This window comes from Flavobacterium psychrotolerans (genome assembly GCF_003097635.1).
Taxonomy (GTDB): domain Bacteria; phylum Bacteroidota; class Bacteroidia; order Flavobacteriales; family Flavobacteriaceae; genus Flavobacterium; species Flavobacterium psychrotolerans.
This window is the reverse complement of record NZ_QCZI01000004.1, coordinates 157,080-171,813: the sequence shown is the minus strand read 5'-3', so window position 1 is coordinate 171,813 and position 14,734 is coordinate 157,080. Positions and strand designations below refer to the sequence as shown.

The window sequence follows — 14,734 nt, the reverse complement described above, 5'->3', positions numbered from 1 at the left end:
TAATCTTTTAATTTAAAAATAATGTCACAAAAAACGAAACAATTCAGCATTCACGAAGATTGGACGGTAGTCATTCTGGGTTTCCTGGTTATCGGAATTTCTCTTTTTCTTTATCTTCCAACGGTTCCCGTATTCAAATGGTCCAACGGAGCAGATTTAGTGGGTGATGTGCTGGCTTTCGAGAATTTGAAAACCTTGCTCGTTCAATTTGTCTATTTTATTTCCATCGGGAGCATTGGTATTTTTCTGGTGGGGAAATCGGTCAAAAACTTTTTGTTGGGATTTCCAGCAGTTTATCTGTTGACCGTTGTCGCTTTGATTCTTGCCGGAAACACTTTCGTGAAAGGACTCAATTTGGAGGCCGTGATTTTTAGTTTGATAATCGGTTTGTTCATTGGTAATTTTTTCAAGCTTCCCGAATGGTTTAAGACAGCACTTTCCACCGAGATTTTTGTAAAAATAGGGCTGGTATTGTTGGGAACCAGCGTCATTTTTTCGGACATCTTGAAAGCGGGTTCTTTGGGATTGATACAAGCTTTGGTGGTGGTTTTGTCGGTTTGGTATTTTGCTTTTTGGTTGTGTAAAAAACTGAAAGTCGATGACGAACTGGCGTTGATGATTTCCAGTGCGGTTTCCATTTGTGGCGTTTCGGCTGCGATTGCGACTTCGGGTGCCATTAAAGGTGATTCCAAAAAATTGTCTTACGTCATTTCGATGGTGTTGGTAACGGCCATTCCGATGATGATTTTTATGCCCATTATTGCCAAATATTTCCACTTTTCCGAAGAAGTGACTGGTGCTTGGTTAGGCGGTAGTATCGATACCACGGGAGCAGTTGTGGCTTCGGGTTCATTGGTGGGCGAAACCGCCTTGAAAATTAGCACAATCGTGAAATTCTCTCAAAATGTATTGTTGGGAATTGCCGCTTTTGCCATTTCGGTTTATTGGACTTATACCCAAAATAAATCGGCGGAAGCTGTGGAATCCAAACCTACTTTGAAGGTGATTTGGGAGCGTTTCCCCAAGTTTGTCATTGGTTTTATTGCTGCTTCCTTGATTTTCTCTTTCTTGATTGCTCCAGAAGTCAGGGATGGAGTGAAAGACAGTTTGAAGAATTTGCAAGGGCTTTGGTTTGCTTTGGCTTTCACCAGTATTGGATTGGAAACCAACTTCAAGGATTTGTTCTCCAACAACAGCAAAAAACCGTTGTACGCCTTCTTGATAGCGCAGTCGTTCAATGTGGTTATTACGCTCATAATCGCCTTTTTACTGTTCGGAAAATGATTTGGCACTAATTTAAAAACACACAATTATGAACCCATTTTATAAAGAAATAGCGAGACAACATCAAAACTTTTTGGTGCTTCCAAAGAAAAAAACGATCCATCAATTCATCGACGAATTGTTTACGGTTTTGTTTTCCAACACCTCCAGATCATTGTCTGATTTGAATATTATCGAAAATAAATTTGTCGAATTGGAAATACAGTTCAATGAATTAGTTTTGGATTTTGAACCTAAAAACGACAAAAGTTTGGAGCAAACCAAAACGTTTTTTTCGGCCTTGCCCAATTTGCATCGAAAGGCATTGAACGATGCCAAGACTATTTTTGCCAAAGACCCGGCCGCCAAATCCTTGGAAGAAGTTTTGTATTCCTATCCCGGATTTTTTGCCATAGCGATTTATCGGTTTTCAAACCAAATTTGGAGGCAGGATTTAAAATTGTTGGCACGAACCATTTCGGAATATGCCCACAGCAAAACCAGCATCGAAATACATCCCGGGGCACAAATTGGCGATGATTTTGCCATTGACCACGGAACGGGAATCGTGATTGGAGAAACCGCCGTTATTGGTGATAATGTTCAAATTTATCAAGGAGTGACTCTTGGCGCTTTGAGTGTAAAAAAAGAAGAAGCCTTCATCAAAAGGCATCCAACGATTGAAAACAACGTCATTATTTATGCCAACAGCACCATTCTTGGCGGACAAACCACGGTGGGACGGGATTCCATCATCGGTGGGAACGTTTGGTTGACTTACACGATTCCGTCCAATTCGGTGGTGTATCACAAAAACGAAATCAAGATTAAGGACAACAATCCTTTTCCGGAACCTATTTTTTACTCGATTTAATTTCACTACCAAGAAAACAAACAATAGTGCCACGAAGGCACAAAGCCACAAAGGCTTTAGAGTAATATTAAACAACAATTTTACTTCGTGACTTAGCGCCTTTGCAGCAAAACAACTAAATAAATATCATTATGAAATTCGAAAACATTTTAGAAACGATAGGGAACACCCCTCACGTAAAGTTGAACAAATTGTTTCCAAACAACAAAGTTTGGATTAAACTGGAAAAAACAAATCCGGGAGCCAGCATCAAGGACAGAATCGCTTTGGCGATGATTGAAGATGCCGAGAAAAAAGGACTTTTGAACCCAGATTCTGTCATCATAGAACCTACTTCCGGAAACACTGGAATTGGGCTTTCGTTGGTGGCGGCGGTCAAAGGTTACAAGGTTATTTTGGTAATGCCGGAATCGATGAGTATCGAAAGACGGAAAATTATGAATGCCTACGGAGCCGAATTTGTCTTGACGCCAAGAGAAAAAGGAACGGCTGGTGCGGTGGAAAAAGCAAAAGAATTAGCCGAGTCCATTCCTAATTCTTTCTTGCCCCTGCAATTTGACAATCCCGCGAATGTGGAAGTTCACGAAAGAACGACTGCTTTGGAAATTTTAAAAGATTTCCCTGATGGGATTGATTACTTGATTACGGGAGTGGGAACCGGCGGGCACATCACGGGTGTTTCCAAAATTTTGAAACAACACTTTCCGAATCTGAAAACCTTTGCCGTGGAACCGGCCTTGTCACCGGTTTTAAGCGGTGGATTGCCTTCACCACATCCTATTCAGGGCATTGGAGCCGGATTTGTGCCGGGTGTTTTCAACAGGGAATACATCGATGAAATCATTCCTGTCGAAAAAGATGATGCTTTTGCTTTTTCCAAAAGATTGACTAGAGAAGAGGGCATTTTTTCGGGGATTTCAACCGGAGCGGCCTTGACGGCAGTTTCCAAAAAAATAAACGAAATACCGCAAGACGCCGTAATCCTAACCTTTAATTACGACACGGGAGAAAGATACCTTTCTGTAGACGAGTTGTTTGATGCCGTTTAGGGAGTTGAAGAATTTAATGAAATAATAAACGGGTATTAATTTTAATTATTTGTAATTCATTAAATTAGCATAGCGTTATTGCGTAAAATAGAGTTTCAAGAATACATTATAAACATTTAAAACTAAAAAAATGGCAGAAGAAAAAAAACAGCAGACCGCATTAGGCGACGTAGCCGCAAGACAATTAGCAATCGCGACACGTTCGGTGCCTACAATGGCAACATCTCCAAGATGGCTTACACACCTTTTGCATTGGGTTCCAGTGGAATCAGGGGTATATCGTTTGAATAAAGTAAAAGATGCGAGTCATATCGAAGTAGATTGTTCGGCAAGAGATGAGCGTACATTACCCAATACTTTTGTGGATTATGTGGAAAATCCAAGGGAATACAACTTGGCGGCAGTTCAAACTATCGTTGATGTTCACACCCGTGTTTCGGATTTGTACAGCAAACCATACAACCAAATTTCGGAACAATTGCGTTTGGCCATCGAAACCATCAAAGAGCGTCAAGAAAGCGAATTAATCAACAACAAGGATTACGGTTTGTTGAATAGCGTGGCGCCTTCCCAAATTATTAAAACCAGAACTGGAGCACCAACACCGGACGATTTGGACGAATTGTTGACCAAAGTTTGGAAAGAACCGGGATTTTTCTTGTTGCATCCATTGGCAATCGCAGCTTTTGGTCGTGAGTGTACCCGTCGTGGCGTGCCGCCTCCAACCACTTCTTTGTTCGGTTCCCAATTCTTGACTTGGAGAGGAATTCCGCTAATTCCTTCGGATAAATTGCCTATCAAGAACGGAAAATCCAAAATTATTTTGTTGCGCACGGGCGAAAGCCGTCAAGGCGTAATCGGATTGATTCAACCAGGCTTGCAAGGCGAACAATCTCCAGGATTGTCCGTGCGTTTTATGGGGATTAATGAAAAAGCCATTGCTTCTTATTTGGTATCGTTGTATTGTTCCTTGGCAGTTACCGTTGATGATGCCATTGCGGTATTGGAAGACGTAGAAATAGGCAAGTATCATGAGTATAAATACTAACAACACAGGCTTGCCAAGTACAGATGATTTGCAAAAATTAGCCAATGAGTTGTTCAGTGCCTTGCCCAATGAATTTCCAAAAGAGATTTCCTTGAGTCCAAACGCCAGTGACCATCCTCGTGCTACCAAAATTGCAGAAACACTGCTTGCTGCAGGGAATTTAGGAGGAGTCGATGCGGTATTTCCCGTGAGTAATCACGATACCCTATTGGCGCAGACAGGTTATGCACCATTGGCAACGCCAACCGTGCCAAGCAATCCGCTGAGTTCACTGCAAACACCGCCATCTTTTGGTGGTTTTGGTGGATCGCCTTCGGTTGCCCAATACGGAAATTTAGGAATTTTTGCAGCGAATCCCAATGCTTTCTCCGATCCCACTATTGAAAATATTTCGCAATTAGGCGATTTGAACTTGGATGTCAATCAAGGATTTGCATCTGCTCCCGTTTCGGGAAGTGGAGCTGATCCTTATGCCGTGAATAACGGCAATAATATCAATGCCGAGGATCCGCAAACGAGTTTCAATGATCCCAATCTGAAAAATAATGGCGGTAATTCGTCTTCATCGTCGAATCTGAATCAAAATTATTTGCCATTCGAATTGGAACATTCTTCTTTTGAAGCGGAATTGAAAACGGCATTGGAAGCGCTAAATTCCAGTTTTGGAATTCCATCTTTGGTAACAACTCCAGAAATTATTGACAGTCCGGGTTCTTATTATTTTTTGAATGAAAACCCTTTTGGCTTTGATTCCAAAAAAGCGGATATTTCTCCCGTAAGTCACCACGAATTGGAAGGATTTGGAGGAACGAATTTCAATGCACATAGCATCAAGAAGGATTTTCCAATTTTGAGAGAAACGGTGAATGGCAAACCGTTGATTTGGTTTGACAATGCAGCGACCACCCAAAAACCACAATCCGTGATTGATCGTATTGCTTATTTTTATGAGCACGAAAATTCCAACATTCATCGTGCCGCTCACGAATTGGCAGCCAGAGCTTCTGATGCGTATGAAGCCGCTCGTGAAAAAGTGAAAGTATTCCTGAATGCCAAATCCGTAAACGAAATTGTTTTTGTTCGTGGCGCGACCGAAGGAATCAATTTGGTGGCTCAAAGTTGGGGTGACCAGAATTTGGTTGCCGGTGACGAAATTGTGGTGAGTAATTTGGAGCATCACGCTAATATTGTGCCTTGGAAACGTCTAGCCGATAAAAAAGGCTTGAAGTTGAGAGTGATTCCAGTTGACGATAGCGGACAAATTCTGTTGGACGAATATGCCAAGTTGCTGAATTCCAAAACAAAATTAGTGGCTTTTACCCAAGTTTCAAATGCGTTGGGAACGGTAACTCCGGCCAAGCAAATGGTGGAAATGGCGCATGCTGTTGGTGCCAAAGTATTGTTGGATGGAGCACAATCTGTTTCGCACATGAAAGTGGATGTTCAGTATCTGAATGCCGATTGGTTGGTTTTCTCCGGTCATAAATTATTTGGACCAACGGGAATTGGCGCTTTGTATGGCAAGGAAGATTTGCTGAACGAAACCCAGCCGTACCAATCTGGCGGAAACATGATTCAGGACGTGACTTTCGAGGAAATTAAATACCACAAAGCACCGAATCGTTTTGAAGCAGGAACAGGAAATATTGCCGATGCCATTGGCCTTGGTGCTGCGATTGATTATGTTTCTAAAATAGGAATAGAAGTAATCGGGCAATACGAGCATTATTTATTGGAATATGCGACCCATTTGCTGAAACAAATTCTAGGCGTTCGATTGATAGGAACTGCTGCTCATAAAGCGAGTGTGCTTTCTTTTAACCTGCAGGGTTTTACCAATGACGAAGTAGGACAGGCATTGAATAAAGAAGGTGTTGCCGTGAGAACCGGACACCATTGTGCCCAACCTATTTTGAGAAGAATGGGCGTAGAAACCTGTGTGAGGCCTTCTTTGGCCTTTTACAACACCACCCAGGATGTGGATGTTTTTATAGAAACCCTCTGGAAGTTGAAATCCGGAAAAAAATAAAAAGTGAAGAAGCCCAAGATTTAGTTCTTGGGTTTTTTTTTGGATTTTAATTTTGACCAATTAATGAATTTATTAGTTTTTTATAGATTGATATAATTTTAAGAAAATTATTATAATTATATTTGAAAAAGTTTGTTAAGTGGTTGTATAATGTTGGGTTGTATAAAATCATAAAGAGTTAGATATCGTTTTAATGGCAATAATAAAATAAAAAATATGAAAGGATATGACATAATAGATATTCAAAAAATTGATACACATATTACTTTTATTAGGATACATCCTTATGATATTACTTTGACGTTAAAGCAGGTATTCGAATCTCTTTCAAATATTTCTTGGATTAGTTCTTTTGATGAAGAATATCTTCAGTTAGCTTTTAAAATTAGAGCTGAAGCATCGATTGATTATATCGCAAATAAAATAATTAAATGTGATGATGATTCTGTTACTAGCAATCCCGATCGCTCGGATGCAACAAAATATCTCGTTCAACGGATAGCGCGGTTTTGCACACGAGCTATAGCGAACTGACGAAGTAACTCCGACCGCTCGGACACACACCAAACACCTCGTAAACGGATAGCGCGGTTTTGCAAACCGTGCCCACAAACTTGTTTTAGCTGCCTATTGGAACCGGCACAGATTGCAAATCTGCGCTATCCTTGTTCGAACTGACGAAGTAAACCCGACCGCTCGGATATACACTAAATATCTCGTAAACGGATAGCGCGGTTTTGCAAACCGTGCCCACAAACTTGTTTTAGTTGCCTATTGGAACCGGCACAGATTGCAAATCTGCGCTATCCTTGTTCGAACTGACGAAGTAAACCCGACCGCTCGGATATACACTAAATATTTCGTAAACGGATAGCGCGGTTTTGTAAACCGTGCCCACAAACGAGAGCAAGCAATAATTTTTAGACTTGTTTTAGTTGCCTATTGGAACCGGCACAGATTGCAAATCTGTGCTATCCCTTGTTCGAACTACGAAGTAAGCCGTGCCCACAAACGAGAGAAAGCAATAAAAGTTCCAAAAGCTACAATAATAAATGTTGTGGCTTTTTTGTGTATATTTAAAACAAAAAAATGTCGACAAAATATAAAGCTATCACTACAGACCAAGCCTATTTTATAACTATAACAGCAGTAGGCTGGGTAGATGTTTTTACAAGATTAAATCAGAAATACAATATAATTAATGCATTGCAATATTGTCAAAAAAATAAAGGATTAGAAATATATGGGTATTGTATTATGTCGAGTCATATTCATTTGCTTTGTAAAGGAACAGATGGTTTTATTTTGGCGGATATTATGCGAGATTTTAAAAAATTTACTTCAAAAAAAATCATACAAACTATTCAAGACGAGCCTGAAAGTAGAAGAGAATGGATGTTGGATTATTTTAAAAAATCTTGTGAACATTTAAAAAGAGAACAAGAGTTTAAAGTTTGGCAAGATGGCTATCACGCAGAAATTGTAGAAACAAATTGGTTTATTAAACAAAAAATGAACTATATCCATAATAACCCTGTAAAAGATAAAATTGTTACTCTCGCTGAAGATTATTATTTCAGTTCAGCTAGAAATTACGCTGGATTAGATAATGATTTAGAAGTGATTTTGTTGGACTTATTTTAGTTGCTTATTGGAATGGGCACAGATTACTTCGTCAGTTCGCTATCGCTCGTGTGCAAATCTGCGTTATCCCTTGTTCAAACTGACTAAGCAAACCGTGCCCACAAACGAGAGTAAGCAATAAAATATAGTGGTAAAACGGTGTATTATTGAATCAAAATATTATACCAATTAAATCTTTAGATTTGTTTTGTAAAATTTTATGAAACATGAACTGTAAAATATCATTTGAGGAAAGAGCAAAGATTGGTATGGAGATGCTAGCCAAGCAAAAACCAGTTACTTTAGAAGAAGCAAGAGCACAGGTAAAATGGCTTAGTGAAGTGAGTACATCAAAAGAGAAGAAACAAAGGAAATAAGTATTTTGTAACTCAATAAATCAAACCTTGCTCTCCGCATTATGCTTCACCGGAAAATTCACGGAATTGGCAATAAAACACAATTTATTGGCTGCTGCGTGCAATTCATTGGCTTTGGCCAACTGCGATTCGTCAGTGATGGTTACAATGGGGTTTAGAGTTACTTCAATAAATTGTCCGGAGCCGTCATTGTTTACGACCATAATTCCCGTGGCATTGTCGACATAATCGGTGACCACGATTCCGGCTTTGACACAAACGTGCAAATACGACATCATATGGCAGGCCGAAAGCGAAGCCAGCAATAAATCTTCGGGATTGTGAACCGTCTTGTCTCCGTGAAAACTAGGGTCGGCAGAACCCAATAAAGTCGTTTTTCCTTCAATCAGTATTTCGTGGTTTCGGTCATAAGTTCGGTAAGAGGAAGTTCCGGTTCCTTTGTTTCCTGTCCATTTTAGCGTCAGTTTGTAGTGGTGATTGGGGTGCATTGGTTGTTGAGTTTAAGGATTACAAACCTAATGATTTTTAGGAAATTTATCCAGAATAGAGTCACTAGCCTGTGTTCTTAAAAAAAGCGAAAATTATTGACCCTAAATTTTGAAAGTAGTGAAAAACAAAAATGCCCGTAAATCCTAAGATTTACGGGCATTTAGTTCTAATTGAATTTAGATTGGTGGAATCGCCGGGAATCGAACCCGGGTCCAAACAAGCAACTAAAAAACTTTCTACACGCTTATTTCCTGATTGAATTTTCGTCGTCGTGCTTGGCCAGAAACAGCCACACAACACTTATCTTCTTTAATTTTTGTAACAGTTCCGAAGCTACACTGTTCTTAGGTTTAAATTTACGATTCATCTTTATCGACCGCTATAAACCAAAGCTTTCGAGATGAATCCTGCTTTCCTACCTGGTAGGACGAGGCTAATCTTACTATAATTCAGATTATGCAGCAAGAGCGTAGTTTCCTTCGCCGTGTAAGTGTTTTGAAACCTTTTATTAACGAGAATTGTCCCAGTTCTCGACGTGCTTACTTTTCAATTCGACTTGCTGTCAAAACCAGTCGACCCCGTTTTATAATTTATGTATTCGAAATTTTAAACTCGAATTCTTAAAATGGAATGCAAATATAGTCAATTTTTTAAACAAATACGATTATCCGATTTGGTTGGCCTTGAGCTTTTACCTGCTTCTTGTAACAACTATCAAAAATCATTCCTCTTTTTCGCCAGCTTCTAATTTAAAAGGATAATCTCCGAAAAGTGGAGCTAATTTCTTAAAGGCATAGATGTTCTTATTAAATTTATTGGACAAAGCAATAATGGTGACATTATCTTTGGACAAAGGAATATAAGACGAAGTATTTCCGTGCCACCAGCCGTTGTGGAAATAAAATTTTTGTCCTGTTTCCCATTCAACCATGCGAATTCCCAAACCATAATTTTTGGTGCCCTTGCGCTCATTACTGTAGCCTTGATAGACTTGACTTCTTAATTTAGGGTTTAAAAAAGTAGGTGCATTTCTTGCCAAATCAAATTTTAATAAGTCTCTCGGTGTAGAATAGATGTTTTTGTCCCCATAAACGGCATCTAAATAATCCAATGCCAATTCCATATTACTTGCCTTATAGGATGGAGTTGCTGTTTTTCTATCTTTTTCAAGGTCAAAAACATAAGTATTATTCATTCCCAATGGTTTAAAAATCATTTGTTGCATGGCTTCACGATAATTTAATCCAGTTATTTTTTCGATAACTAAAGCCAACATGGCATAATTGGTATTGCAATAGCAAAATCGGGTGTCAGTTGGAGATTCTAATTTAATGTTTTTTTGAGTAAAAAGATTCAAAATATCTTGGTTGGTGAGTGTCTTTTTACGATCCCAAACGCCTTTATCTTCGGTGAAATAGGCATAATTGCGTAAGCCACTACGATGACTCAATAAATTTTTAACGGTGATTTTCGGATAAGGAAAGCCTTTTAGAATGGTGTTTACTTTTTGATCCAAATCAATTTTTCCGTTATCAATTAATAGTAAAATTGCAGTTGCTGTTAATACTTTACTGACTGAGGCAATATGCATGGGAGTGTCTTTTTCTATAGAAATGTTTTTTCTTCTATTGGCAATGCCCTGATATCTTTCATAAATAATTTCGCCATTTTTTGCTACTAGAAAGCTTAAATTATTAGCTTCATTTTTCCAATATTTTTGACAAAAACGATCTATAGAAGCCCGTTTCGCATTTATAAAATTAGCATCAAGTCTTGGATAATCTAAATTAGACGGCTTCATCATTGGTAATGAATTTTCCGAAAGTTCATAATCATTGGAATCGCTGCCATCCGTTTTTTTGTGGTTGGAACAAGCTAAAAATAGAATTATCAGTAAGAACAGATTGATATATAAAAACGAGATTTTTGATGTCATAAATAAAACTTTGAAAGCAAATATAGCCAAAATCTCAAATTATCTAATGCGCATTTTATTAACTATTTATTTTAATTTGTTAACTATTTTTATCAATTCATTGGTTTTCAGTATTTAAATCTAGTTTTTTTAAGGATTAAATTTTTTGAAAACGTTATCGTAAAGCAGTACATTTGAAACCAAAATATAAATGTACTTACAAAGATGAAGTTCGGAATCATTAATGAAAGAAAGAATCCACCTGATAGGAGAGTAGTCTTCACTCCTGAAGAATTGGTTCGATTAAAGAAAGAATACCCTGAAGTGGAAATAAAAGTAGAAAGTTCAGATATTCGAGTTTTTAGCGATCAACAATATTCGGAATTGGGTATTGAAGTCGCAGTTGACATTTCGGATAGTGATGTTTTTTTTGGAGTGAAAGAAGTTCCAATAGAAGCGTTGCTTCCCAATAAAAAATATTTCTTTTTTTCACATACAATAAAAAAACAACCACATAACAGGAAATTATTACAGGCAATTCTCGAAAAAAATATCGAATTGTACGACCACGAAACTATTGTGGATGCCAATAACAATCGTTTGATTGGTTTTGGGAGATATGCAGGGATTGTAGGCGTTTATAACGGAATACGCGCATTTGGAATCAAATTCGAGCTGTTCCATCTTCCAAAAGCAGAAATGCTTTCAGGAAAAGATGCTTTGACAGAAAAACTTAAAAGACAAATTTTGCCCCCCATAAAAATTGTGATTACCGGTTGCGGAAAAGCAGGGATGGGTGTAAAAGAAACGCTGGATGCTATTAAGATTAAAAAAGTATCTATTGAAAATTATTTGACTAAAATTTATTCAGAACCCGTTTACACACAAATTGATGTGTTGGATTACAATAAAAGAAAAGACGGACAGATTCTTGGGAATAGCGATTTTTATAAGAACCCAACAGAGTATACTTCTGATTTTGAACGTTTCACAAAAGTATCTGATATTTATTTAGCGGCACATTTTCATGGGAATAATGCCCCAGTTATTTTGACTCGTGAAATGCTCTTGGCTAAAGATTGTAAAATAAAAGTGGTGGCTGATATTTCTTGCGATGTTAACGGGCCTATTGCATGTACCCTAAGATCCTCTACCATTGCGGAGCCTCTATATGGTTATTTGCCAATTGAAAATAAGGAAGTTCCGTTCACGCATCCAGCCGCAATTGTGGTCATGGCTGTCGATAATTTGCCTTGTGAATTGCCCAAGGATGCTAGTGAAGGTTTTGGAGAAATGTTTATGCAACATGTAATTCCCGCTTTTTTTAATGGTGATGCTGATGGTATTTTGCAACGAGCCAAAATGACCGAAAACGGTAAACTCACGGAAAAATTTAAATATTTACAGGATTTTGTTGATGGAAAATAATAAATATTGAACCAAATAATAGAAATGGGTAAACTTATGAAAAGTTTTAATATTTTAAAGGATTTTGTAACTGGTAAACATTTAAAGTGTTGTCTAAACCAAAATCGAAGTTGTTTGCATAATTCATAGCCTTATAAGTAATTTTTTTTTTACTTTTAAAAAATATTTAAATATTCAAAAATGAAAAAATTACATTACATTTTACTGTTCATTTCAATTGGTACAATCCAAGCGCAAAGTATCCAATCTCCATCCAAATCAATTACGCTAGATTTTAAACTTTCGCAAAATGGTAAGCCCAATTACACTGTTACTTATAAAAATAAACCTGTAATTTTAGAAAGTTTTCTTGGAATTAAATTAAAAGGAGGGATTGATTTGGCTTCCAATTTTAAAATTGAAGACACAAAAAAAAGTACTTTTAACGAAACTTGGCAGCCTGTTTTAGGGGAACAAGCCAACATTGTGAATCATTATAATGAACTTACAATTTCTCTTTCTCAAACAAAAGTTAATATTAAAATGAATATTGTTTTCAGGATTTTTGACGAAGGCGTTGCGTTCAGATACGATTTTCCAAAACAACAGAATCTCAATTATTTCATTATTTCGGATGAAGTTTCTGAGTTTAATTTAGCCGGAGATAACAAAGTCTTTTGGATTCCCGGAGATTTTGATAGTAACGAATATGCTTATAATGAAACTCTTTTTTCAAATATCAATACCGAAAAAATTGACTTAAACAATGGCATCGGAGTGAAATCAATTTCAGGAAAATATACCGTTCAGTCACCTTTAATGATGAAATCTGCGAATAATTTATATCTTAACATATTTGAGGCTGCGGTTGTCAATTATCCTGTAATGCATTTAGATGCCGATGTCACTAATTTTAAATTAAAATCACATTTGGTGCCTAATGCTATTGGAGATAAAGCTTATTTGCAGGCCCCTTGTGTTTCGCCTTGGCGAACGATTATGGTGAGTGATGATGCGCGTGATATTGTAAGTTCCAAAATGATTTTAAATCTTAACGACCCATCAAAAATTGATGATACTTCATGGATAAAACCAATGAAATATGTAGGCGTTTGGTGGGAAATGCACGTTGGCAAAGCCACTTGGGACTATGCTGGTTCCCAAAACGCACAAAACACTTCAGTAAATGATATGAAACCAACAGGAAAACATGGTGCAACGACCGCAAACACGAAACGATATATTGATTTTGCCGCAAAAAATGGATTTGATGGCGTTCTTGTAGAAGGTTGGAATGTAGGTTGGGAAGATTGGTTTGGCAATTGGAAAGAAGAAGTTTTTGATTTTGTAACTCCCTATCCTGATTTTAATATTGCTGAGGTTTCGGCTTATGCAAAATCAAAAGGAGTAAAGATGATTATGCATAGCGAAACCTCAGGTTCGGTAGCTAATCTTGAAAGGCATTTAGACCGTTCTTTCGAAAACATGAAAAAATACGATTATCCAGCGGTTAAAACGGGTTATGTAGGAAGAATTATTCCTCGTGGAGAATTTCATGACGGACAAACGATGGTCAACCATTTCAATTTTGTTGCCAGACGTGCTGCCGATTATAAATTAATGGTTAATTCACATGAAAGTTCCCGCCCAACAGGTTACAGTAGAACGTATCCCAATTACATTGCAGCTGAAGCCGCTCGCGGAACCGAGTTCAATGCTTGGAGTAATGGAAATCCACCAATGCACGAAACGATTTTGCCTTTTACTCGATTGTTGGGAGGACCAATGGATTACACCCCCGGAATCTTTGAGATCAAGATGAGCCATTATGATGTTTCAAAAAAAGAACAAGTACACACAACTTTGGCCAAGCAATTAGCACTTTACGTAACCATGTATTCTCCACTACAAATGGCTGCCGATTTACCTGAAAATTATGAAAAATATGCAGATGCTTTTCAGTTTATTAAAGACGTTGCCGCTGATTGGGATGAAAGTAAATATCTGGAAGCGGAACCAGGGGATTATCTAACCGTTGCCAGAAAAACTAAAGGAAAAGAAAGTTGGTTTTTAGGTGCAATTACGGATGAAAATCCAAGAAAAACAGAAATAAAATTAGACTTCTTAATGCCAAATAAAAAATACAAAGCAATCATTTATCAGGATGGAAAAACAGCAGATTGGAAAAATAATCCGATCAATTATGAAATTAAAACTATGCAAGTAACCTCAAAGTCCAAACTGAAATTAGTTTTAGCCGCTGGTGGAGGGACAGCTGTTAGCTTTGTTCCAATAAATTAAAAACAGGATTCTTCATTGACTTTCGTAAATAGAACTTTATTAATTGTTTGGTTTTACTCCTAAGGAAAAAAGATCCTATATTATGTCTCCAGTAATTTGTGTGGATTATATGGCGTAAAACTTTTCAGTCCAAAGGCTTGGAAAATACCGTCAACAATGTTTTAAAACATTACGGTTATCTAATCTACTTCGGAAAATCACCGGATAAATTATTAGGGTTCCATTATTGTCTATGGCAAAAACGAATATTATTTTAATGGCTTGGATAAATCAGATTTTTATTATTTCCAAATTGAAGCTTTCAAAGATAATAGTATTCGAATAAGACGTGAAATCAAAAAATCCGAATAATACAAGTG

The 14,734-nt window shown here is 37.5% G+C and carries 12 protein-coding genes and 1 other RNA gene; 10 read left to right on the top strand and 3 right to left on the bottom strand.

What is annotated here, in order from left to right; translation table 11 throughout:
• The first annotated feature begins 21 nt into the window (after positions 1 to 21).
• The 8 genes from DB895_RS04765 to DB895_RS14245 all read left to right on the top strand — a co-directional run bounded on the left by DB895_RS04765 (position 22) and on the right by DB895_RS14245 (position 8,263).
• The gene (locus tag DB895_RS04765) at positions 22 to 1,284 is read left to right on the top strand and encodes a YeiH family protein (RefSeq protein WP_116724216.1); all 1,263 of its coding nucleotides are present in this window, start codon (positions 22 to 24) and stop codon (positions 1,282 to 1,284) included.
• A gap of 28 nt (positions 1,285 to 1,312) precedes the next feature.
• The gene (locus tag DB895_RS04760; RefSeq protein WP_116724215.1) at positions 1,313 to 2,137 is read left to right on the top strand and encodes a serine O-acetyltransferase; all 825 of its coding nucleotides are present in this window, start codon (positions 1,313 to 1,315) and stop codon (positions 2,135 to 2,137) included.
• A gap of 131 nt (positions 2,138 to 2,268) precedes the next feature.
• Positions 2,269 to 3,186, top strand: coding sequence for a cysteine synthase A (gene cysK / locus DB895_RS04755; RefSeq protein ID WP_116724214.1), 918 nt, complete (start codon positions 2,269 to 2,271; stop codon positions 3,184 to 3,186).
• 130 nt (positions 3,187 to 3,316) lie between these two features.
• Complete coding sequence (locus DB895_RS04750; RefSeq protein WP_116724213.1) at positions 3,317 to 4,234, top strand: family 2A encapsulin nanocompartment shell protein; 918 nt, start codon at positions 3,317 to 3,319, stop codon at positions 4,232 to 4,234.
• Positions 4,218 to 6,263, top strand: a complete 2,046-nt coding sequence (locus DB895_RS04745) for a family 2A encapsulin nanocompartment cargo protein cysteine desulfurase (RefSeq protein WP_116724212.1) — start codon at positions 4,218 to 4,220, stop codon at positions 6,261 to 6,263. Before DB895_RS04750 ends, DB895_RS04745 begins: the two co-directional genes overlap by 17 nt.
• A 216-nt stretch (positions 6,264 to 6,479) precedes the next feature.
• Positions 6,480 to 6,797 (top strand): hypothetical protein, encoded by a 318-nt coding sequence (locus tag DB895_RS04740; protein WP_116724211.1) that lies wholly within the window; start codon positions 6,480 to 6,482, stop codon positions 6,795 to 6,797.
• Positions 6,798 to 7,352: 555 nt separating this feature from the next.
• Positions 7,353 to 7,907: an REP-associated tyrosine transposase gene (locus DB895_RS04735; RefSeq protein WP_116724210.1), complete on the top strand. Its 555-nt coding sequence runs from the start codon at positions 7,353 to 7,355 to the stop codon at positions 7,905 to 7,907.
• 206 nt (positions 7,908 to 8,113) lie between these two features.
• Positions 8,114 to 8,263, top strand: a complete 150-nt coding sequence (locus tag DB895_RS14245) for a hypothetical protein (protein WP_166426932.1) — start codon at positions 8,114 to 8,116, stop codon at positions 8,261 to 8,263.
• 20 nt (positions 8,264 to 8,283) lie between these two features.
• Here the strand turns inward: DB895_RS14245 and DB895_RS04730 are convergent, their stop codons facing one another.
• From DB895_RS04730 to DB895_RS04720, 3 genes are all read right to left on the bottom strand, one after another.
• Positions 8,284 to 8,751 carry an OsmC family protein gene (locus DB895_RS04730; protein ID WP_116724209.1) on the bottom strand — a complete coding sequence of 156 codons (468 nt, stop codon included), beginning with the start codon at positions 8,749 to 8,751 and terminating at the stop codon, positions 8,284 to 8,286.
• Positions 8,752 to 8,934: 183 nt separating this feature from the next.
• Positions 8,935 to 9,332, bottom strand: a transfer-messenger RNA (tmRNA) gene (gene ssrA, locus DB895_RS04725).
• 141 nt (positions 9,333 to 9,473) lie between these two features.
• Positions 9,474 to 10,688, bottom strand: coding sequence for a serine hydrolase domain-containing protein (locus DB895_RS04720; protein ID WP_116724208.1), 1,215 nt, complete (start codon positions 10,686 to 10,688; stop codon positions 9,474 to 9,476).
• A 204-nt stretch (positions 10,689 to 10,892) separates the two neighbouring features.
• Between DB895_RS04720 and DB895_RS04715 the strand changes: the two genes are divergently transcribed.
• Both DB895_RS04715 and DB895_RS04710 read left to right on the top strand, forming a co-directional pair.
• Positions 10,893 to 12,095, top strand: a complete 1,203-nt coding sequence (locus tag DB895_RS04715; RefSeq protein ID WP_116724207.1) for an NAD(P)-dependent oxidoreductase — start codon at positions 10,893 to 10,895, stop codon at positions 12,093 to 12,095.
• 180 nt (positions 12,096 to 12,275) lie between these two features.
• The gene (locus DB895_RS04710) at positions 12,276 to 14,375 is read left to right on the top strand and encodes a glycoside hydrolase family 97 protein (RefSeq protein WP_116724206.1); all 2,100 of its coding nucleotides are present in this window, start codon (positions 12,276 to 12,278) and stop codon (positions 14,373 to 14,375) included.
• Positions 14,376 to 14,734 lie beyond the last annotated feature (359 nt).